17 protein-coding genes are annotated in these 19,401 nt (G+C 70.1%); 13 read left to right on the top strand and 4 right to left on the bottom strand.

Annotation, left to right across the window (positions count from 1 at the left end; genetic code table 11):
- From PCA_RS12675 to PCA_RS12660, 4 genes are all read left to right on the top strand, one after another.
- Positions 1-742 (top strand): TolC family protein (locus PCA_RS12675; RefSeq protein WP_181302981.1); only part of this gene is annotated, 742 nt, incomplete at its 5' end.
- A complete protein-coding gene (locus PCA_RS12670) occupies positions 739-1,821 on the top strand; it encodes an efflux RND transporter periplasmic adaptor subunit (RefSeq protein WP_181302980.1) in 1,083 nt (360 codons plus the stop codon). The genes PCA_RS12675 and PCA_RS12670, both read left to right, overlap by 4 nt.
- Positions 1,822-1,832: 11 nt before the next feature.
- Positions 1,833-4,916 (top strand): efflux RND transporter permease subunit, encoded by a 3,084-nt coding sequence (locus PCA_RS12665; protein WP_181302983.1) that lies wholly within the window; start codon positions 1,833-1,835, stop codon positions 4,914-4,916.
- 219 nt (positions 4,917-5,135) lie between these two features.
- The gene (locus PCA_RS12660) at positions 5,136-5,441 is read left to right on the top strand and encodes a PepSY domain-containing protein (protein WP_181302979.1); all 306 of its coding nucleotides are present in this window, start codon (positions 5,136-5,138) and stop codon (positions 5,439-5,441) included.
- 57 nt (positions 5,442-5,498) lie between these two features.
- Here PCA_RS12660 and PCA_RS12655 read toward each other — a convergent pair whose 3' ends face one another.
- Complete coding sequence (locus PCA_RS12655; RefSeq protein WP_181302978.1) at positions 5,499-5,972, bottom strand: GNAT family N-acetyltransferase; 474 nt, start codon at positions 5,970-5,972, stop codon at positions 5,499-5,501.
- Between the two features lie 134 nt (positions 5,973-6,106).
- Between PCA_RS12655 and PCA_RS12650 the strand changes: the two genes are divergently transcribed.
- Entirely contained in the window at positions 6,107-7,597 is a 1,491-nt protein-coding gene (locus PCA_RS12650; RefSeq protein WP_181302977.1) for an RNB domain-containing ribonuclease, read from the top strand.
- Between the two features lie 125 nt (positions 7,598-7,722).
- Positions 7,723-8,295, top strand: coding sequence for a hypothetical protein (locus PCA_RS12645; protein WP_181302976.1), 573 nt, complete (start codon positions 7,723-7,725; stop codon positions 8,293-8,295).
- Between the two features lie 63 nt (positions 8,296-8,358).
- Here PCA_RS12645 and PCA_RS12640 read toward each other — a convergent pair whose 3' ends face one another.
- Positions 8,359-9,369 (bottom strand): DUF4105 domain-containing protein, encoded by a 1,011-nt coding sequence (locus PCA_RS12640; RefSeq protein ID WP_181302975.1) that lies wholly within the window; start codon positions 9,367-9,369, stop codon positions 8,359-8,361.
- A gap of 118 nt (positions 9,370-9,487) precedes the next feature.
- On the opposite strand from PCA_RS12640, the gene PCA_RS12635 reads away from it, so the two are divergent.
- Positions 9,488-11,419 carry an alpha/beta hydrolase gene (locus PCA_RS12635; protein WP_181302974.1) on the top strand — a complete coding sequence of 644 codons (1,932 nt, stop codon included), beginning with the start codon at positions 9,488-9,490 and terminating at the stop codon, positions 11,417-11,419.
- A 159-nt stretch (positions 11,420-11,578) separates the two neighbouring features.
- On the opposite strand, the gene PCA_RS12630 is transcribed toward PCA_RS12635, so the two are convergent.
- A complete protein-coding gene (locus tag PCA_RS12630; RefSeq protein WP_181302973.1) occupies positions 11,579-13,354 on the bottom strand; it encodes an acyl-CoA dehydrogenase C-terminal domain-containing protein in 1,776 nt (591 codons plus the stop codon).
- A 29-nt stretch (positions 13,355-13,383) separates the two neighbouring features.
- A complete protein-coding gene (locus PCA_RS12625; protein ID WP_181302972.1) occupies positions 13,384-13,866 on the bottom strand; it encodes a hypothetical protein in 483 nt (160 codons plus the stop codon).
- Positions 13,867-14,016: 150 nt separating this feature from the next.
- On the opposite strand from PCA_RS12625, the gene PCA_RS12620 reads away from it, so the two are divergent.
- The 6 genes from PCA_RS12620 to PCA_RS12595 all read left to right on the top strand — a co-directional run bounded on the left by PCA_RS12620 (position 14,017) and on the right by PCA_RS12595 (position 19,374).
- Positions 14,017-14,484, top strand: coding sequence for an SET domain-containing protein-lysine N-methyltransferase (locus PCA_RS12620; RefSeq protein ID WP_181302971.1), 468 nt, complete (start codon positions 14,017-14,019; stop codon positions 14,482-14,484).
- A gap of 89 nt (positions 14,485-14,573) precedes the next feature.
- On the top strand, positions 14,574-15,134 hold the full coding sequence (locus tag PCA_RS12615) for an RDD family protein (protein ID WP_255436834.1): 561 nt from the start codon (positions 14,574-14,576) through the stop codon (positions 15,132-15,134).
- Positions 15,134-15,814 carry an RDD family protein gene (locus PCA_RS12610; protein ID WP_181302970.1) on the top strand — a complete coding sequence of 227 codons (681 nt, stop codon included), beginning with the start codon at positions 15,134-15,136 and terminating at the stop codon, positions 15,812-15,814. Before PCA_RS12615 ends, PCA_RS12610 begins: the two co-directional genes overlap by 1 nt.
- Positions 15,811-16,788, top strand: a complete 978-nt coding sequence (locus tag PCA_RS12605) for a stage II sporulation protein M (RefSeq protein WP_181302969.1) — start codon at positions 15,811-15,813, stop codon at positions 16,786-16,788. The genes PCA_RS12610 and PCA_RS12605 overlap by 4 nt, the downstream gene beginning before the upstream one ends.
- Positions 16,778-18,280, top strand: coding sequence for a DUF4129 domain-containing protein (locus PCA_RS12600; protein ID WP_181302968.1), 1,503 nt, complete (start codon positions 16,778-16,780; stop codon positions 18,278-18,280). Before PCA_RS12605 ends, PCA_RS12600 begins: the two co-directional genes overlap by 11 nt.
- Positions 18,277-19,374: a DUF4350 domain-containing protein gene (locus PCA_RS12595; protein ID WP_181302967.1), complete on the top strand. Its 1,098-nt coding sequence runs from the start codon at positions 18,277-18,279 to the stop codon at positions 19,372-19,374. The genes PCA_RS12600 and PCA_RS12595 overlap by 4 nt, the downstream gene beginning before the upstream one ends.
- Positions 19,375-19,401 lie beyond the last annotated feature (27 nt).

Genomic DNA, 19,401 nt, shown 5'->3' with positions numbered 1-19,401 from the left:
CGGCGCCAGCGCGGGACTCAATGCGATGGCCGACGTGCGGCAGCGCGCGACCGACAATGCCGTGACCCTGCACCAGGCGGAAAGCGACCTGCGCCAGTTGCTGGGCCTTGCGCCCGACGCGCCGCTGGACCTGGTGGGCGCGCCGTACCGGGTCGACCCTGATGTCACGCAACTGCAGGCGGCGCTGGCCGACCTGCCGCGGCGACGCCCCGACCTGCTGGCGCTGCAGGCCGGCTATCGGGCGCAGGAGGCGACGCTGCGCGGCGCGATCCTCGCGCAGTTCCCCGCGATCACCTTCGGCCTCAGCCAGGCGCGCGACACCAGCAACATCACCACCCGCGGTTTCAGCATCGGCATCACCCTGCCGCTGTTCGACCGCAACCGCGGCAACATCGCGATCGAGACGGCCGGCCGCCAGCAGCTGAAGGACGACTATGCCGCGCGCCTGCTCGCCACGCGCAGCGACATGCAGCGGCTCGCCGCCGATCTCCAGACGCTGGACCGGCAGCAGGCGGCGCAGGCCGAGCACGCGCAGCGGCTGGATGCCGCGCGCAGCGCGGCCGAGCAGGCCTGGCGCAAGGGTCTGCTCGACTGGCCTACCTATCTCGCGATACGCGGCAACGCGCTCACCGCCGACATGGACCTGATCATGCTGCGGCGTGTGCGCGCCACCGCCGCGATCGGGCTGGGCGCGCTGCTGGGCCGCACGGATTTCGTCATGCAACGGACGTCCAAACAATGAAACAAGTCTTGCTCGCGCGCTGTGTCGCGCTGGCCGTCACGGCGCTGCTGCTCGCTGCATGCGGCAAGGGCGGCGGCGATGACGGTGGTTCGGCCGACGACGCCAAGGGCGTGGCCCTGGTCACCACCGCCATGCCGGCGCAACGCAGCTTCCACGACAGCGTGGCGGCCTGGGGCAGTGCGGTGGGCGATCCGCATCACGCGCGGGCGATCAGCCTGGGTCACGGTGGGCAGGTCGTCATGCTGCAGGTCAGCGCGGGGCAGACGGTCAAGCGCGGCCAGCCGCTGCTGGTGGTCGCGCCCGACCCCACCGCGCGCAGCGCCTACCTGCAGGCGCAGACCGCGCTGGGTCTCGCCACCGGCGAGCTGCAGCGCACCGAGCAGATGGCCGCGCAGCACCTGGCCACGCAGTCGCAACTCGCCACTGCGCGCAAGGCGCTGGCCGACGCGCAGGCCACGCTGGACGCACAGCGCGCGCTGGGCGGCGGCGATGCGCAGGAAACCGTGGCGGCGCCGGACGACGGCGTGGTCACCACGCTGGCGGTGGCGCTGGGCGACCGCTTCGCCGCGAACGCGCCGCTGCTGGGCTTCATGCCCGCGCACGCGCTGATCGCCGAACTGGGCGTGCAGCCCGACGCCGGCGCGGGCTTGCGCGTGGGCATGCCGGTGCAACTGCATGGCGTGTACGGCGACGCCGCCGCCTTCGACGGCAAGCTGAGCATGGTGGGACGCGTGATCGATCCGCAGACCCACCTGCTGCCGGTGCAGGCCGAGATGCCGGCCACGGCCGACGCCGCGCTGGTGGCCGGCGCGGCGCTGGAGGCCAGCATCCAGAGCGGCGATTACACCGCGTGGGCGGTGCCGCGCGCCGCCGTGCTGCACGACGAGGAAGGCGACTACCTGTACCAGCTCGACCAGGGCAAGGCGCACCGCGTGGACGTACAACTGCGCCAGCCGGCCGGCGACACCGTGGGCGTGCTCGGCAAGCTGGACGCGAAGCTGCCGGTGATCGTGCAGGGCGCCTATGAAGTGGGCGACGGCGACACGGTGCGCCAGCGCGACAGCGGGACCAAGCCGTGACCGCCGTGCCGATGACGATTACCCAGTGGATGCACAAGCACCGCCGTTCGCTGCTGTTCCTCGCCCTCATCCTCGCCATCGGCGGCATCGCCGGCGCGTTCAACCTGCCGGTCTCGCTGTTCCCCAACGTGTCGTTCCCGCGCGTGCGCGTGAGCCTGGACGCCGGCGACCGCCCCGCCGACCAGATGGTGGTGAGCGTCACCCGGCCGGTGGAGGAGGCGATCCGCCGCGTGCGCGGCGTGCGCGAGGTGCGCTCCACCACCAGCCGCGGCAGCGCCGAGATCAACATCGGCTTCGACTGGGGCGCGGACATGGGCCGTGCGCTGCTGGACGTGGATGCGGCGATCGGCGAGGCGCTGCCCAGCCTGCCGCCCGGCCTGAACGTGCGGGCGATCCGCCTGGACCCCACGGTGTTTCCCATCCTCGCCTACAGCCTGCGTTCCGACACGCTGACGCCCACCCAGTTGCACGACATCGCCGAGTTCCAGCTGCGCCCGCTGCTGTCCGGCGTCACCGGTGTGGCCCAGGTGGACGTGCAGGGCGGCGCCGTGGCCGAGTTCCACGTCGACGTGGACGCAGCGAAGCTGCGCGCGCAGGGCCTCGCGCTGGCCGACCTCGAACACGCGGTGGCGAGCGCCGCCACCATCCAGTCGATGGGCCGCCTGCAGGACCACTACAAGCTCTACCTGCTGCTGGCGAACAACCAGCCGGCCGCCGCCGCGGCGCTGGGCGACATCGTGCTGCGCGCGGATGCGCGCGGCGTGCTGCGGCTCAGGGACGTGGCCACGATGTCGCTGAGCCACGAGCCGCAGTGGATACGCACCACCGCCGACGGCCGCGACGCGGTGCTGCTGCAGGTGTTCCAGCAACCCGACGGCAACAGCGTGCAGATCGCCCGCGACGTGAAGCAGCGCCTCGCCGACTACCAGCGGCAGGCGCCGAAAGGCCTGCACATCGCCAACTGGTACGACCAGACCCAGCTGGTGCTGGGCGCGGCCGCCAGCGTGCGCGACGCGATCCTGATCGGCATCGTGCTGGCCGGGCTTGTGCTGTTCGTGTTCCTGCGCAACGCGCGCGTGATCCTGGTGGCGATGATCGTGGTGCCGGCCACGCTGGCCGTCACCGTGCTGTTGCTCGACGTGCTGCACATGAGCTTCAACATGATGACGCTGGGCGGCATGGCGGCCGCGGTGGGCCTGCTGATCGACGACGTGATCGTGATGCTGGAGCACATCATGCGCCGGTTGCGCGACGGCACCGGTCCGGTGCGCGACCGCATCGCCGGCGCGGCGTGGGAGTTCACCCGCCCGCTCACCGGCTCCAGCGCGGCCACGGTGGTGATCTTCCTGCCGCTGGCCTTCCTCACCGGCGTCACCGGCGCGTTCTTCAAGGCGCTGTCGCTGACCATGGCCAGCGCGCTGGTGATCTCCTACCTGCTGACCTGGGTGGCGGTGCCGCTGCTGGCCGAATGGCTGATCGACGAACGACATGCGGTGGAGCGTCCGCCGGGACGTTTCGCGCAACGCGTGCTGGCCGGCTACGAACGCACGCTGGGGCAGCTGCTGCAGCGGCCCGTGCTGGTGCTGCTGGGCGTGGTCCCGCTGCTGCTGGTCGGCGTGCTGGCCTACCGCCAGGTGGGCAGCGGCTTCATGCCGAAGATGGACGAAGGCGGCTTCGTGCTGGACTACCTGTCGCAGCCCGGCACTTCGCTGGACGAAACCGACCGTCTGCTGCAGCAGGTCGAGCGCATCATCCGCGCCAATCCCTACGTGGACACCTACTCGCGGCGCACCGGCCTGCAGCTCGGCGGCGGCCTCACCGAGGCGAACACCGGCGACTTCTTCGTGCGCCTGAAGAGCGGTTCGCGCCCGTCCACCAGCACCGTGATGGAGCAGATCCGCGAGCAGGTGGTGGCCCAGGTGCCGGGCCTGGACGTGGACGTGGCGCAGTTGATGGAGGACCTGATCGGTGACCTCACCGAGGTGCCGCAGCCCATCGAGATCAAGCTGTACGGCGACGACGAGGCGCAGCTCGACGCCACCGCGAAGAAGGTCGCCGCGGCGATCGCCAAGGTCAACGGCGTGGCCGAGGTGCGCAACGGCATCAATCCCGCCGGCGATGCGCTGGACGTGCGCGTCGATCCGGTCAAGGCCGGCCTGCTCGGGCTCGACCCGGTGTCGGTGGCGCAACAGGTTTCCGATGCGGTGGCCGGCAACGTGGTCGCGCAACTGCCGCAGGGGCCCAAGATGATCGGCGTGCGCGTGTGGCTGCCGCCGACCGCGCGCGCGCAGCTCGAACAGCTGCAGGCCCTGCCGATCCGCGCCGGCGACGGCCGCGTGGTGCCGCTGTCCCGGATCGCCGCCATCGAGGCGGTGCAGGGGCAGCCGGAAATCAACCGCGACAACCTCAAGCGCATGGTGGCGGTGACCGCGCGCATCGTGGGCCGCGACCTCGGCTCCACCGTGGGCGACGTGAAACAGGTGCTGGCCAAACCCGGCCTGCTGCCGGCAGGCATGTACCACGAGCTGGGCGGCCTGTACGCGCAGCAGCAGATCGCCTTCCACGACCTCAGCATCGTGATGCTGGCGGCGATCGCGCTGGTGTTCACGCTGCTGCTGTTCCTCTACGAGAGCTTCCGCGTGGCGCTGTCCATCATGGCGGCGCCGCTGCTGGCGATGGCGGCGGTGTTCGTGGGGCTGTGGGTCACCGGCATTGAGCTGAACATCTCGGCGATGATGGGCATGACCATGATCGTGGGCATCGTCACCGAACTGGCGATCTTCTACTTCACCGAAATGACCGACGCGGAACAGCGAATGCCCTTGCACGAGGCATTGCGCTATGCCGGCCACCACCGCATGCGGCCGATCATGATGTCCACGCTCGCCGCGATCCTCACCCTGCTGCCGCTGGCGCTGGCGATCGGCGAGGGCTCGCAGATGCAGCAGCCGCTGGCGGTGGCGATCATCGCCGGCATGCTGGTGCAGGTGCCGCTGGTGCTGCTGGTGATGCCGGTGATCTATGCCGTGCTGCGCAAGTCGCGCAGGGAGCCGCCAGGCCAGGGCGGCGGGCAGTTGCTCCCGCCGGCGCACTGAGACGGCGAACCCGACGCCCATGCACCTGATCGACGTGCGCTGCCTCGAAGGCGTGGTGCCGGAAGCGCCAGGACGCGTGCCGTTCGACGGCCGCAGCCGCTGAACCCCGGGTTTGCCTGGCCGCATCGAAAGAGCGGCCTAAGCACCGCGGACTAGCGTATGGGTACCGCCCGCGATGCAGGCATCGCGGGGGCCGCATACCCACTCAAGGAGAAACGCATGTACAAGTCCATCGCTCTCGCCCTGTCGCTGTTGATGGGCGGCCACGCCTTCGCTGCCCAGGCGGAAAGCCCGGCGCCGCAGAAGGCCGAACAAGCCAGGATCAGCATGGCGCAGGCCCGCAAGATCGCCCTGAAGACGGTGCCCGGCCAGGTGGTCAAGCAGGAACTGGAGAAGGAAGCCGGCGGCAGCGGCCTGCGCTATTCGTTCGACATCAAGGCCGGCAAGGACACGCGCGAAGTGGGCGTGGACGCGAAGACCGGCAAGGTGCTGGAAAACTCGCTGGACAACAACGCCACGGATTGACGCGGAAAGCATGCGGCGGCCAGGTGGACACGCGCCAGGCCGCCGCACGGCAACGGCTCAACGCACCGGCTTGGCCAGCCGCAGCAGATCCGCGTCGAAGCCGGCCGCCTCGTACACCTTGCGCGCGCGTTCGTTGCCGGGGAACACCGCCAACGTCACCAGCTGGCAGTGGTGTTCGCGCGCCCACTGCTCGGCATGCGCCAGCAGCGCCTTGCCCACGCCGCGGCCCTCGTGCGCCGGCGCCACGGCGAGGTCGGAGATGTGGCAGTTGCTGCGGCCGGTGAAGAAATCCTCGGTGCGCTGCAGGTGGATGAAGCCGACCCGCGTGCTGTCGGCGTCCTCGGCCACGAACAGGTAGCTGTTCGGAGGCTGCTCCTCCAGGTGGCGCAGAAGCTCGCTGCGGATGCCCTCGATGCATTCGTGCCGCCGCCGCCATGAAGGCAGCGTGAAATCCACGAAGCGTGGCACCAGGGAAAGGATGAAGTCGTCGTCGTCTTCGGCCAGACGGACGAGCAGGGACGGTTCGCTCATGGTCGTCGTTCGCACGGATGTCTGCGTTGCTTCTACTCCGTCGCGGCGTGCGGTGGAAGCATGCACGATGGCCGACGACCGCACGGTTATAGTGCGGCTGTCGTGCGCCAGCGCACTTTCGCCAGGGACGCCCCATGCCTGCCACCCGCATTCGTCTTCAGACCGGCGCCGACACCACGCTCGCGCAGGGCATCGCCGCGATCCAGCGCCAGATGAAACTGGCCGTCGCGTTTCCGCCCGAGGTCGAATCCGCGGCGACGCAGGCGGCGGCACAGCCGCGGCTGCCCGAGCTGGATCGCACCGACATTCCGCTGGTCACCATCGACCCGCCTGGCTCGATGGACCTGGACCAGGCGCTGCACCTGGAGCGGCGCGACGCCGGCTACCGCGTGCATTACGCGATTGCCGACGTCGCCGCCTTCGTGGCGTCCGGCGATGCGGTGGATGCCGAGGCGCATCGCCGCGGCGAAACGCTGTACGGCGCCGACTCGCGCATTCCCCTGCATCCGCAGGTGCTCTCCGAAGGCGCGGCCTCGCTGCTGCCCGACCAGTTGCGGCCCGCGCTGCTGTGGACGATCGACCTCGACGCCAGCGGCGAGATCGCCGCCATCGACGTGCGCCGCGCCAGGGTGCGCAGCCGCGCCCGGCTCGACTACGCGGGCGTGCAGCAGCAGATCGACGCGGGCACGGCCGATGCCCTGTGGTCGCTGCTGCGCGAAGTGGGCGAGCTGCGCCAGCGCCGCGAGCAGGCGCGCGGCGGCATCAGCCTCGCGCTGCCCGAACAGGAAATCAGCGTGACGGACGGCCAGTGGCAGCTGGCCTATCGCGTCAACCATCCGGTGGAGGACTGGAACGCGCAGATCTCGCTGCTCACCGGCATGGCCGCGGCGCAGCTGATGGTCAAGGGCAGGGTCGGCCTGCTGCGCACGCTGCCGCCGCCGGACCCGCAGTCGGTGGCGCGGCTCAAGCTCACCGCACAGGTGCTGGGCATCGCGTGGCCGGCCACGCTGGGCTACCCCGATTTCATCCGTTCGCTCGATCCCGCCCAGGACACCCACGTGGCGATGCTCACCGCCTGCACCACGGTGCTGCGCGGCGCCGGCTACGTGGCCTTCGACGGCGAGCTGCCGGCGCAGCCCGTGCAGTCCGCGCTGGCCGCCGAATACAGCCACGCCACCGCGCCGCTGCGCCGACTGGTGGACCGCTACGTGGGCGAGGTCTGCATCGCGCTGTGCGCGAACCAGCCGGTGCCGGACTGGGCGCGCGCCGGCTTGCCTGCGTTGCCCGAACTGATGCGCGAGGCCGACCGCCGCGCGCATCAGTACGAGCGCCAGGTGATCGACCTGGTCGAGGCGGTGCTGCTGGCGCCGCGCGTGGGCGAGAGCTTCCACGGCGCCATCGTCGAAGCCGATGGCGCGGATCGCGACCGCGGCAACGGACACGGCGGCAACGACGCCGCGCATGGCGGCGTGGTGATGCTGCGCGATCCAGCCATCGAGGCGCGCGTCAGTTCGGCGACGCCCTTGCCGCTGGGGCAGGAGGTGACGGTGCGCCTGGCCGAGGCCGATCCGATGAAGCGCGTGGTGCGGTTCGAGCTGGTGCAGCAAGTTGTCGCAAAAAGCTGACGCGAGGCATCGTGAAATAGCCGACGCGAGGTATTGCGAAGAAGGAATACGCTGCGCTTGTGTGGCGGCTGAATTGGCCCGGGGCGGCCCCGCGCGATGCATCATCGACCATGGAGGATCGTTGAATGAACACGTTGCCGAAACTGAAGGTGTTGGGGTTCCTTGCCATGCTGGCTTTTTGCGGCCACGCATTTGCTGTTCCACAGGATGGCATGGCTGGTGTTTTTCATTCCGGTTCCGCAGATACGGGTAGCAACCGGGGGACTGTTCGTGCGAATGGCGACATCGAGGCTGTGCACAGCGAAAAGGGGATGACGAACAAGCTATCCATTCGCCTGGTCGGTCGCGTCGCGATTGTTACGGTGGACAATGGCATCAGTACTGGTACCACGACAGTGAATCTGGGTGCGATGGGCGACTGGATGAAGAGCCATCCTGATCTTGCCTATCAGTTGGATTCGGCGGCTCGGATGGTCAACAAGTCGCGATCGGGTTCGTTGTCCGTGAATGCGCAGCCCATGGGAACAGGCCGCTGTCGGGCAGAGCTGAAAAATTTGCTCGAAAAAGCAGACGCTGCTGTTACTGCCTGCGCATGGGGAGGAGGGATCATGTGCGCACTCGCGACGGTCGAGTACGGCACGGCGAAAGACGACCACGACAAATGCATCAACGCGGCAGATGCCGAGGCTGGTGGCTGACGGCAAGCCGCGGGGTGATTTTTGCAGAACAAAGGGCGTCGCTGCATGCGACGCCCTTTGCTTTCATGGCGTGGATACCGGCTGGCGGATCGCCCGCGAGAAATCCTCGTCCGGCCGGCTGGCGCGTGCCTGTTCGGTGATGGGGGCGCGGGCGATCCATTGCTGCAGCGTGAGGCGGTGGTCCAGTGCGCCGATCTGGTAGAGGTAGCCGGGCAGGTAGCCGGTGAACAGCAGGCGCGGGTCCAGCGTCAGGCCTGGGTCCAGGTGGCGCGCCATGCGGAACACCACCGTGGCGCAGTTCGAGGTGACCGTGTTGTAGAACGCGGGCCGCGCGGCCAGCCGGTTCGCGGTGGAGACATAGGACAGGAACAGCGCACGCATCGTTTCGCGGCCGACGGCAAGCGGGTAGAGGTAGTCGTCCTCGCCGCGCACGTTGGTGCGCACGCGGATCACGTCGCTCTCGGGCGCGGCGATCAGGGTCGTCTCGAAATCCTTGAAGAAACCGCCGATGGACGAGAACTGCTGGCCGCGCCGCTTGCGTATCTCCACCGAAAACACCAGGTGGCGGCCGTCGTCGAAGCCGAACGAGACCATCGCGTGGGCGATCGCCTTGCTGCCCCAGTGCGAGAGCACCACGTCGGCGGAAACCAGACGGTCGAGATCGTAGGTCTGGGTTTCCCAGCGGGCGTCGTAGTCCTCGTCGCTGCGCCAGGTGAAGTTGCGCACGTCGTGCAGGACGACCGTGTTGCCGTGCGCCTCGCCGTGCAGCCGGCGCGCAACGTCGTCGGCCCAGACGCGATCGTTGGTCGGCGCGATGGCGGACCACCAGGCCAGCAGCAGCGCATAGAGCAGGGCATAGCCCCCCAGCGGCCACCAGCTGCGGCGCCGTATCGCGATGACGGACAGCCCCAGCACCAGGGCGATCCACAGCGCGCTGCCCGCGATGCGCGCCGCCGCGCCACCGGGCAGCTGGTATCGGAGCGCCAGCGCTCCCCAGGCACCGGAGGCCAGGACGATCAAGGTACCCAGCGACCACTTCAGACCGCGCCCTGCCGCTCGCAGGAAACCCCTCATGCGTGTCGTCCCTGCGTGTTCCCGATGCCGCCAGCCTGCCGCGATGCGCGCGGGAAGACAATGGCTTGCCATATGGGTGTGGCTACAATCGCGCTTGGTTTCAGGATGGGGAGCATGCATGCGAAGTGATCGGATCACTCCCGGCTGGTTGCTGCGGCTTGCATTGCCGGCGCTGCTGCTTTGCCTGCATGCCTGCGCCATCGTGGACGTGAGCCGGATCAAGCCGGGCGAGGTGGTGAGCAAGCAGCGCACCGACGTGTTCAGCGGCGGGCAGTTCAGCGATGCCACCGAGCAGGCGTTGAACGTGGTGTCACTCGATGCCAAGCAATGCACGAAATCCTTCGACAGCTGCACCGGGATCGTCGAGCATGCCAGCGGACTCAACGAGGAGCGGCGGCTCTCCGCACTGTCCGAGTTGTGGCTGGGGCGGGCCCTGCGCAGCGACCTCGGGCCGACCATGGACGACGCCACGCTGGATGCCTACATGCAGTGCGCGCGCTACGCCTATGCCTACCTGTTCTACACCGGGCGCACGCCGGCCGAGCGCGTGTTCGACCAGCGCCAGGCCCAGGTGATCGCGTACTACGACTACGCGGTGGAGCGCGTGGTGGGGCGCTGGTTCCAGGAGTTGCCCAGGCTCGGCCGCGACTGGACGCAGACCACGATCGCCGGCTGGACCGTGCTGCGGCCGGATGCCGACCTGCACCTGCAAGCCATGCCGGCAGAGCTGTTTCCTTCCTCGACGCTGCGCTTCAGGGGCCTGCGCAACGTCTATCGACGCGACGGTTTCGGCACGGATTTCGTGGCGGTGGAACCGCCCGCCACGGAGGATGCGCGCACCCGGCCCTGGCGCGAACCGCGCTACGTGGCGATGAGCGGGGTGCTGGTGTTCGGCGGCCATACCCTGGACGAGGTGCTGAACACGCAGCAGGCGCAGTTGCTGTCGCGCGATCCCTACCGCGACACGAGCGTCACCATCGCCGGCCAGCGCTTGCCGCTGGGAGCGAATTTCACCGCGCCCTACGGCCTGTGGCTGGCCCGTTCGGGCTTCGCCATGCAGTCGATCCGCTCGCTGCTGGGTCGCGAGGGCGGCATCCAGGAGCCGCGCGTGCTGCTGATGCAGCCCTACGATCCCGACCGCCTCACCGTGGTGATGCTGCACGGCCTGGCGAGCAGCCCCGAAGCCTGGGTGAACGTGGCGAACGAAGTGCTGGGCGACGAGGAGCTGCGCTACAACTACCAGGTGTGGCAGGTCTACTACCCCACCAACGCGCCCATCGCCGTGAACCTGGTGCAGATCCGCCGCGCGCTGGATGCCACCATCCGCCATTTCGATCCCGCCGGCACCGCGCGCGCCACGCACGGCATGACCCTGGTGGGCCACAGCATGGGCGGCGTGCTCGCGCGCCTGCTGGTGTCGTCCAGCGGCGACAAGCTGTGGAGCCTGACGCCGGGGCGCGGGGATCTGTCTGCCAGGCAGCGCACGCGGCTGCACCGGAAGCTTGCGCCCTATTTCGAGTTCTCGCCGATGCCGCAGGTCGATTCCGCCGTATTCCTCGCCGCGCCGCACCGCGGCACGCCGGTGGCGCGGCATCGTCTCGCGCGCTGGCTGGGCGAGTTGATCCGGCTGCCGTTCAGCGTGCTCACGGAGATGGCGAACGTCACCGACCTGCTCGACGAGGGAGGCGGTACGAGCGCGCCGCTGCACGTGTCCAACAGCGTGGGCAACCTCAGCGACAAGGATCCCTTCATCATCGCCACCGAGAACCTGCAGATCGATCCGCGGGTGCGTTACCACTCGGTCATCGGGCTGTATCGGCCGCACGGCCTGCTGGAGGAAAGCAGCGATGGCGTGGTGCCGTATGCCAGCGCGCACCTGGCCGGTGCCGCCTCCGAGGTGGTGATTCCTTCGTGGCACGGCGTGCAGGAGACGCCGGCGGCGATCCTGGAATTGCGGCGCATCCTGCGGGCGCACCTGCAGCGGGAGAAGGCCGGAAGCTCCGCGTCGCGGCAAGGGCCGGCGAAGGACAAGGCGGCGAATCCGGATTGAGCGGGGCATCCGGGCGGCGCGCCATGGCGCGCCGCCTCCTGCTTCGTCGAACGATTCGGCGCGCACGGCCCGGGCCTGCGGGCCGCAAAATCGCCGGGATGCGCACAAAACAAAGCCCGGCTGTTGCCGGGCTTGTTTCGACACGGGTGCCGGGCGCGCTCAGGCGATGTCGGGCAGCGTCGCCACGCCGGCTTCGATCGCCGCCTTGTGCATCAGCGTGCGCGGCAGGATGCGCGCGAAGTAGAACGCGGCGGTGTCGCGCTTGGCCTGCTTGAACGCTTCGCCCTGGCTGCCCGCCTCGGCGGCGGCCACGCTGCGCGCCCAGAAGTAGGCGAGGGTGACGTAGCCCGAGTACCACAGGTAATCCGTCGCGGCGGCGCCCAGTTCTTCCGGGTTGGCCTGCACGCGCTGTGCGAGCGCGAGGGTGAGGTCGCCCCATTGCTTCAGGGCGGCGCCCAGCGGGGCCACGAGGGCGGCGAGTTTCGCGTCGCCCGCGTGCGCCTTGCAGAACGCACCGATTTCCGCGGCGAAGTGCCTGAAGCCCACGCCCTGCAGCTGGAGGATCTTGCGGCCCAGCAGGTCGGCCGCCTGGATGCCGGTGGTGCCTTCGTACAGCGTGATGATGCGCGCGTCGCGCACGAACTGCTCCATGCCGTTCTCGCCGATGAAGCCGTGGCCGCCGTATACCTGCAGCGCTTCCTTGGTGCACTCCTGCGCGAGTTCGGTCACCACGCCCTTGGCGATGGGAATCAGGAAGGCCACCAGTTCGCCGGCCTGCCTGCGTGCGGCTTCGTCCGCGCCGCGCGCCTCGATGTCGGTCTGCAGCGCGGTGTACAGCAGCAGCGCGCGCGAACCTTCCACGAAGGCGCGCTGGGTGAGCAGCATGCGGCGCACGTCCGGCTGCACCAGCAGGTTGTCGGCGGGCTTGTCGGGGAACTTCGCGCCGGAGAGCGCGCGGCCCTGCAGGCGCTCGCGTGCGTAGTTCAGGCTGTTCTGCCAGGCGCGCTCGGAAAGCGCCAGGCCTTGCACGCCCACGGAGAGGCGCGCCGCATTCATCATGGTGAACATCGCCGCGAGGCCCTTGTGCGGCTGGCCGATCAGGTAGCCCTCGGCGCCGTCGAAGTTCATCACGCAGGTGGCCGAGCCCTTGATGCCCATCTTGTGCTCGATGGCGCCGGCGAAGGCGGCGTTGCGCGCGCCCGGCGAACCGTCCGCGTTCAACTTGAACTTCGGCACGATGAACATCGAGATGCCGCGGCTGCCGGCCGGCGCGTCGGGCAGGCGCGCCAGCACGAGGTGCACGATGTTCTCGGCAAGGTCGTGCTCGCCCGCGCTGATGAAGATCTTGGTGCCGCTGATCGCGTAGCTGCCGTCGGCGTTCGGTTCGGCGCGCGTCTTCAGCAGGCCGAGGTCGGAGCCGGCCTGCGGCTCGGTGAGGCACATCGTGCCGGTCCAGCGACCTTCCACGATGGGCTTCATGTAGGCGTGCTGCTGCGCCTCGGTGCCGTGCAGCTCCATCGCGTGGCAGGCGCCCTCGGACAGCAGCGGGTACAGGCTCCACGACAGGTTGCCGGACTGGAACAGCTCGGTGGTGGCGATGCCCAGCACGCCGGGCAGGCCCTGGCCGCCGAACTGTTCCTTCGCGGTGAGCCCGGCCCAGCCGCCTTCGGCGAAGGCCTTGAACGCCTCCTTGAAGCCCTTGGGCGTGGTCACCGTCTGCGTGGCCTTGTCGTAGTGGCAGCCCTCGGCGTCGCCCGGCGCGTTGGTGGGCGCCAGCACCTGCTCGGCGAGCCTGGCCGCTTCCTCCAGCACCGCGTCGATCAGGTCGCGGCCGTGTTCGGCGCCGCCCTGCAATCCGGGCAGGACGGCCTCGACGTCCAGCAGGTCGAAGAGGGCGAAGCGCTGGTCGTCGAGCGGAGCCTTGTAGATCGTCATGGAGGTTGCCTCTTGGAATGCGTGGGGATTCAGCGGAAGGTGTGCGGGATGCCCGGCACCGGCGACAGCCACTCGTTGCCGTTGAACTCGAAATCGCGCGCCTGCTTTTCCTGCTCGGGCTTCGCGCTGGCGCGGCCGCTGATGCGGTAGGGCAGCGAGCCGGCGCTGCCCTTGGCTGCCACCGCGGCCAGCGCCTTCGCCATCTCGGGCGTGGGCAGCAGGTCCAGCGGCAGCACGTCGCCGGCGAAGGCGGGGATGTCGCGCTGGAACGTGGCGTGCAGGCGCACCGGCACCAGCTCCGCGACCTGCAGCTGGCCGTCCAGCGACTTGAAGTCCATCTCGCCGTAGCTGTTGTTCTGGATGCGCACGGTGAGGTGCCAGGTTCCGTTCGGCCGCACTTCCAGCTGCTGCACGCTGAGCGTGGGCGGGAACACGCTCTTGCGTGGCGGCCCGCAGGCCGCCAGGCCGGCGGCGAGGGCGACGAGGACGAGGCAGCGGAGCAGTCGATGCATGCGGGTCACCTCAAACGATTGTTTGAACTGTAGCAGATCGCCGTGTCGATGCCGCGTGTGGCCCGGCGCAGCGCACCGGTGCGCCGGGCCGATTCCCATCCGGCGCGGCAACGGGCATCATGCGGGGCTGCCCCACGTCCGAATGCCCCCATGACCCGTCGCATCGTCGCCCGCCGTTCCCCCATCCACGGCAATGGCGTGTTCGCCGTCGCCCCGATCCGCAAGGGCGAGGAGATCATCCAGTACAAGGGCACGCTGATGACCCACGCCGAGGCCGACGACATGTACGGCGACGGCGGCGAGACCGGCCATACCTTCCTGTTCACGCTCAACGACGACTACATCGTCGACGCGAACCGCCACGGCAACAGCGCACGCTGGATCAACCACAGCTGCGTGCCGAACTGCCGCGCGGTGGTGGAGGAGAGCGCCGACGGCAACCCGCGCCACGACAAGGTGATGATCGAGGCGATCCGCGCGATCAAGCCGGGCGAGGAACTCACCTACGACTACGGCATCACGCTGGAAGTGCCGCATACCGCGCGCCTGAAGAAGCTGTGGACCTGCCTGTGCGGGGCGCCGAACTGCACCGGAACGCTGCTCAAGCCCAAGCGCTGACCGCTTCCTTCCGCGACGGAAATCCGCGGCTTCCGCGGCCCCTAGTCACGCGCCAAAACGCCCCCCTATACTCGCCGGACACGCCCGGCATGGGGACGGGCGGCCATGGAATGCAACAGGGGGCAACGATGGAAAGCAATCCGTATGCAGCGCCAGCCGCGGCGGTGGTGGATGTCGCCGTCAGCGAAGCCGACGATCTGGAAAGCCGCAAGGCCAGCCGCGGCAAGCGCCTCGGCGCGTCGTTGATCGACGGCCTGGTCAATTTGTTGTGGCTGGGCCCGATCTTCGCGGCGCTCATGATGCGTTACCAGGCAAGACTGCACGGCATGCCGGCGCCGTCGATGGCGGGGCTGCTGACGTTCCTTGGCGCGGTGCTGGCGCTCGCCATCCTGGTCGTCAACTGCTTCATGCTGTACCGGAGCGGCCAGACCATAGGCAAGCGCGCCCTGGATATCGCCGTGGTGCGCGGCGACGGCAGCCCGGTGGCGCTGTCGCGCTACATCTTCCTGCGGGTGTTGCCCGTCGTGCTGCTCGGCATGATTCCGCTGGTCGGCCGCTTCGTCGGCCTGATCGATCCGCTGCTGATCTTCGGCAAGGAACGGCGCTGCCTGCACGACATGATCGCCGACACCATCGTCGTCGACGTTTGATGCTGGACTCGGTCCGCGAGATCGAGACGCCCGAAGGCATCTCGCTGCGCCTGCGTGCGGCCGGCCCGCTGCCGCGGGCGCAGGCGTGGATGGTCGACACCGTGGTGCGCCTCGTGCTGCTGATGCTGGCGATGATCCCGCTGTCCCTGTTCGGCACCGGCGGCCTCGGCCTCGCGATGCTGGCGATGTTCGCCCTGCTGTGGGCGTACTGGGTGGCCTGCGAGCTGTGGCTGGACGGGCAGAGCCTGGGCAAGCGCGCGCTGGGCCTGCGCGTGGTGAACCTGGACGGCACGCCGGTGACCTGGCTGCCGTCGGTGACGCGCAACCTGCTGCGCGTGGTGGATGCGCTGCCGGGCGTGTACGGCGTGGGCCTGGCCAGCACCCTGGTCGATCCCTGCGCGCGCCGGCTGGGCGACATCGTGGCCGGCACCATGGTGGTGCACACGAAGGAAACGGCCACCGGCCACCAGGTGCCGCCCGCGCCGGCGCTGCCGTTGCCGCTGCCGCTGTCGCCCGAGGAGCAGGCGGCGCTGGTGGACTTCGCCGAACGCGCCGGCCAGCTCACCGTGCAGCGCCAGGAGGAACTGGCGAACCTGCTGGAACCGCTCACCGGCTGCCGCGACACCGCCGGGGTGGCGCGCCTGCTGGGCTACGCGAACGGCCTGCTGGGGCGCCCGTGAAACAGGAACGCTTCGTGGCGCTGCACGCAAGGGAATGGGACAGCCTGCAGGCGTGGCTGGGCGAGCTCGACCGCCAGCCGAAACGCGCGCTGCGCCACGAGCTGGCGCTGGAGTTCCCCGCCGCCTACCGGCGCGTCTGCCACCACCTCGCGCTGGCGCGCGGTCGCGGTTACAGCCACGAGGTCACCGATCGGCTGCAGTCGCTGGTGCAGCGCGGCCACCGCGTGCTGTACCGGCCGCCGCCGCCGCGCTGGCACCGGGCGGCGGCGTTTCTGGTGGCGGACTTTCCGCGCCTGGTGCGCGCGCAGTGGCGCTGCATGGCGCTGGCGGCGGCGCTGTTCTATGTGCCCGCGCTGGCGCTGCTGGTGTGGCTGCAGCTGCATCCCGAATTCGCGCACACCTTGTTCAGCAGCGCGCGGCTGGCCCAGTTCGAGCGCATGTACGACCCGGCCAATCCGCAGCTGGGCCGCAGCAGCGGCACCAACCTGCAGATGTTCGGCTACTACGTGTTCAACAACGTCAGCATCGCGTTCCGCACGTTCGCCTCGGGCCTGCTGTTCGGTGTGGGCGCGATCTACGTGCTGGGTGCGAACGGCATCGTCATCGGCGGCGTGGCCGGCCATCTCGAGGCGATCGGTTACGGCGGCCCGTTCTGGCGTTTCGTGGCGACCCATTCGGCGTTCGAACTGACCGCGATGGTGATCGCCGGCGGCGCCGGCCTGCAACTGGGATTGACGCTGCTGGCGCCCGGCCGGCGACGGCGCGGGCCGGCGCTGGTGGAGGCCGGCTGGATCGGCGCGAAGCTGGCGCTGGGCGCCTTCGCGATGCTGGTGGTGGCGGCGTGCATCGAGGCGTACTGGTCGTCGCAGGCGGGCTTGCCGGATGCGCTGCGTTTCGGCGTGGCCGCGCTGGTCTGGCTGCTGGTGTTGGTTTGGCTGGGTTTCGGCGGCAGGGCGGGGCGGCATGGAGCTTGAGCGGATCAGCGTGGTGCTGCGTCCGCGCGAGTCGCGCGAGGCGCTCGACCTGGGCGCCGCGATGCTGCGGGCGAACGCCCGCGCGGTGTGGTCCGCGTGGTTCGCGTTCACCGTGCCGGCGTTCCTGCTGTGCAACGCGCTGGCCGTGCTGGTGGGCGTGCCGTGGCTGGGCCTGCTGCTGACCTGGTGGCTGAAGCCGCTGTTCGACCGCGTGCCGCTGTACGTGCTGTCGCGCGCCGTGTTCGACCGCCCGCCGCACTGGCGCGAAACCCTGCGCGGCCAGCACGCGATGCCGTGGGGCCCGACCTTCGCCGGACTGAGCTGGCTGCGCGTGGACAGCCATCGCGCGCTGCGCCTGCCGCTGGCGCTGCTGGAAGGCACCTCGCGCCAGCGGCGCGCCGAGCGCTGGAAGGTGTTGCGCCGGCGCCTGGTGGGCGAGGCCAGCCTGCTCACCTGGGGTTGCCTGCAGTTCGAGCTGGTGCTGTTCCTCAGCGTGTGGCTGCTGGCCTGGTGGCTGCTGCCGCAGGAATGGCGGCCGGCGTCGCTCGCCACCTTCTTCCGCCACGAGGTGCACGGCGCCGCCACCGCATGGACGCTGGCGGCGTCCGCCGTGGCCTACCTCGCGATCAGCGCGATCGAGCCGCTGTACGTGGCCTGCGGCTTCGCGCTGTATCTCAACCGGCGCACGCAGCTGGAGGGCTGGGACATCGACCTCGCGTTCCGCCGCCTGCGTGCGCGCCTGCAAGGCCTGGGCCGGGTGCTGGGCGTGCTGCTGTGCCTGGGCCTGCCGCTGGCCGGCCACGCCGCGGTGCCCGCCGCGCCGCCGTCACGGCCGGCGAGCACGCCTGAGCAGGTGTTCCGGCAGCCGCTGGACGAGGGCGACCGGCGCTTCGCGGCGGCCGCGGCGAAGGTGTATCGCGATCCACGCTTCGGCGGGCAGCGGCACGTGCGCCGCTGGGAACTGAAGCGGGTCGAAAGCCGCGTCGACCAGCCGGTGAACCCGGGTGCGGCGCCGCTGGGCATGTTCTCCGGCCTGTTCAACGGCCTGCTGTGGCTGGCGCTGGGCGGTGCGGTGCTGGCGCTGGCCTGGTTCGCCTGGCGCTGGCGCGGTGCGGGACGCGACGCGACGCAGCCCCTGGCGCCGCGGGCGAACCTGTCCGTGGTCGTGGACGAGGCGCCTGCCGCGCTGCCGGCGGACGTGGCCACGGCCGCCCGCGGGCTGTGGCAGGCACAACGCCGGCGCGAGGCGCTGGCGCTGCTGTACCGCGGCTGCGCGGAGCGCATCGCGCAGCAACTGCAGTTGCCGTACACGGCGGACGCCACCGAGTCGGACTGGCTGCGCCACGCCGCCACCCTGGGTGATACCGCGCGCGCGCAGCGCGTCGTCGTCATCGTGCGTACCTGGCAGTTCGCCGCCTACGCCGGTCGCTACCCCGATCAGGCCGCGTTCGAGCGCCTGCTGGACGGCTGGCCGCTGGGAGCCGGCGCATGAGGCATCGCGGCCTGCTGATTGGCGTGCTGGTGCTGCTGGGCGCGGCGGTGCTGACCGGGCTGTTCCTAACCATGTTCGAGCGGCGCGACGTGGTGCAGCCCACGTCGCCCAGCGGCCCGGCGCGGGCCAATCCGTTCTTCGCGCTGGAACAGGTATTGCGCGACATGGGCGAGCCGGCCGCGTCGCTGACCACGCTGGATCCTGTCCGGATGCCGCTGCAGCCGGGCGACACCGTGCTGGTGGGCGCGGATGTGGCGCGCATCGATGCCGAAACCGCCGCGCGGCTGGCCGGCTGGGTGCGGCGCGGCGGCCATCTGCTGCTGGTGCCGCCCGTGGGCGCGCGCTCGCCCATGCTCACGGCGTTGAACCTGCTCGATGCGCGTCCGGACACGTTCGGTTGCAGTGGGCTCGGCGACGGGACGCATGCCATCCGACTGTGCGGCATGCGCTTCCGGCTGCAAGCCGCGGCGGCGCAGGCGGTGGACGCGGCGATCGGCAACGCGGACGACGGCTACCTGTTCGCACGCACCGCCGTGGGTCGCGGCCACGTCAGCCTGCTGGCCAGCGTCGCGCCGCTGCAGCGACTGGCGCTGAAGCAGGTCGAGGCGCAGCGTTTCGCCTGGCGCCTGCTGGCGCCGAACCGCGGCCGCGGCCAGATCTACCTCGTGCATGCGCTGGACGGTCAGCCCTTCCTGCAACTGCTGGCGACGCGGGGCTGGCCGGCGCTGCTGGCGCTGGCCCTGCTGCTGGCGGGCTGGATGGCGATGCGCGGCGCGCGTTTCGGTCCGCTGATGCCCGCGCCCTCGCCGCACCGGCGTGCGCTGCTGGAGCACGTGCAGGCCGCGGGCGAATTCCTGTATCGCCGCGACGGCGGACGCAGCCTGCACCAACTGGCCGCCCAGGCCGTGCTGGAGCGGCTGCGCCGGCGCGATCCCGGCAGCGTGCGCCTGAGCGGCGAAGCGCTGTACCAGCGCCTCGCCGAGCGCGGCGGCCTCGACGCCGCGCAGGTCGCGCAGGCCTTCCAGTCACCCGCGAACGCGCAGGCGTTCCGCGCTTCCCTCATCACCCTGGCCCGACTCGGGAGCCGCCCATGACCACCGAAACCCCCGCCGCCCCGGCCC

Source organism: Rhodanobacter sp. PCA2 (assembly GCF_013620825.1).
Lineage (GTDB): Bacteria > Pseudomonadota > Gammaproteobacteria > Xanthomonadales > Rhodanobacteraceae > Rhodanobacter_A.
The sequence above is the reverse complement of the archived record's forward strand: the minus strand, read 5'-3'. Positions and strand labels throughout refer to the sequence as shown.

Coding starts and splice junctions, on each gene's coding strand:
- PCA_RS12670 (WP_181302980.1), top strand. CDS start 739: ATGAAACAAGTCTTGCTCGCGCGCTGTGTCGCGCTGGCCGTCACGGCG.
- PCA_RS12665 (WP_181302983.1), top strand. CDS start 1,833: ATGACGATTACCCAGTGGATGCACAAGCACCGCCGTTCGCTGCTGTTC.
- PCA_RS12660 (WP_181302979.1), top strand. CDS start 5,136: ATGTACAAGTCCATCGCTCTCGCCCTGTCGCTGTTGATGGGCGGCCAC.
- PCA_RS12655 (WP_181302978.1), bottom strand. CDS start 5,972: ATGAGCGAACCGTCCCTGCTCGTCCGTCTGGCCGAAGACGACGACGAC.
- PCA_RS12650 (WP_181302977.1), top strand. CDS start 6,107: ATGCCTGCCACCCGCATTCGTCTTCAGACCGGCGCCGACACCACGCTC.
- PCA_RS12645 (WP_181302976.1), top strand. CDS start 7,723: ATGAACACGTTGCCGAAACTGAAGGTGTTGGGGTTCCTTGCCATGCTG.
- PCA_RS12640 (WP_181302975.1), bottom strand. CDS start 9,369: ATGAGGGGTTTCCTGCGAGCGGCAGGGCGCGGTCTGAAGTGGTCGCTG.
- PCA_RS12635 (WP_181302974.1), top strand. CDS start 9,488: ATGCGAAGTGATCGGATCACTCCCGGCTGGTTGCTGCGGCTTGCATTG.
- PCA_RS12630 (WP_181302973.1), bottom strand. CDS start 13,354: ATGACGATCTACAAGGCTCCGCTCGACGACCAGCGCTTCGCCCTCTTC.
- PCA_RS12625 (WP_181302972.1), bottom strand. CDS start 13,866: ATGCATCGACTGCTCCGCTGCCTCGTCCTCGTCGCCCTCGCCGCCGGC.
- PCA_RS12620 (WP_181302971.1), top strand. CDS start 14,017: ATGACCCGTCGCATCGTCGCCCGCCGTTCCCCCATCCACGGCAATGGC.
- PCA_RS12615 (WP_255436834.1), top strand. CDS start 14,574: ATGGGGACGGGCGGCCATGGAATGCAACAGGGGGCAACGATGGAAAGC.
- PCA_RS12610 (WP_181302970.1), top strand. CDS start 15,134: ATGCTGGACTCGGTCCGCGAGATCGAGACGCCCGAAGGCATCTCGCTG.
- PCA_RS12600 (WP_181302968.1), top strand. CDS start 16,778: ATGGAGCTTGAGCGGATCAGCGTGGTGCTGCGTCCGCGCGAGTCGCGC.
- PCA_RS12595 (WP_181302967.1), top strand. CDS start 18,277: ATGAGGCATCGCGGCCTGCTGATTGGCGTGCTGGTGCTGCTGGGCGCG.